The organism is Pseudomonas sp. AC463 (genome assembly GCF_979253585.1).
On record NZ_CEEDDZ010000055.1, the window covers coordinates 1 to 791 of the forward strand.

The 791-nt window shown below is 65.7% G+C and carries 1 protein-coding gene; it reads right to left on the bottom strand.

Going from position 1 to position 791, the window contains the following annotated elements:
- Positions 1-91: 91 nt before the first annotated feature.
- On the bottom strand, positions 92-791 hold a 700-nt coding region (locus AC0IYH_RS29025), incomplete at its 5' end, for a glycoside hydrolase family 130 protein (protein ID WP_471837456.1).

Here is a 791-nt window from a genome sequence, read left to right on the forward strand (position 1 = left end):
CCTTGCCGCCGAGGTCGAAGGAGGAATGGAGGTGAAGGATGTGAACGGGCGCGGTCATGCCGGCATCGATAGCGTCGTGCGCACCCGCTTCCTACGCGAAAACCGACTTCGCGACGTGCGTGATCCGGCAAGCCAGGTCCGCCTCCCCGCTCGCGACGACATAATGGTCGCCGGCGTCGGCGATGCCGGTCGTGAACACGACGTTGTCCAGGTACAGGCTGTCCTTCAGCGGTTCCGTCAGCGCGGGCGCGGGTTCGAGCAGCGGAGTGTGTTCTGTGCGCACCGTAACGCTGGGGTCGTCGCGGTCGAGGATCGACCAATAGGTGCGATAGATGCCGACGACGCCCGACGGCTCCACCCCGTGCCACAGCGTCAGCCAGCCTGCATCTGTCAGGATCGGCGGGGTTCCCCCGCCCATCCGTGCGGTCGAGACTGTCGCCGCATGCGGCCGGATGCCGGGCTTGTCATAGGGTTTCCAGTGCAGGCCGTCCGGTGAGGTCGACAGGTTGATTGATGGGCCCGCGCGCCACTCGCTGCCCGGCGGATAGGCGAAATACAGGTCGCCGAGCGGGCGGGTCTGCGCCCAGTATTTGCCGCCGACCAACCCCTCGAACACCAGCATGTCCTTGTTCTGGTGGTCGAGGACGATCCCCTCCAGTGTCCAGTCGAGCGCGTCGGCGCTGCTGTACATCGTCGTGCAATGGCGTTCCGGGCTGACCGAGCAGGTGGTCATCAGGAAGCGGTCGCCGACCCGGCTGATCCGCGCATCCTCAACACCGTAGCATTGATAG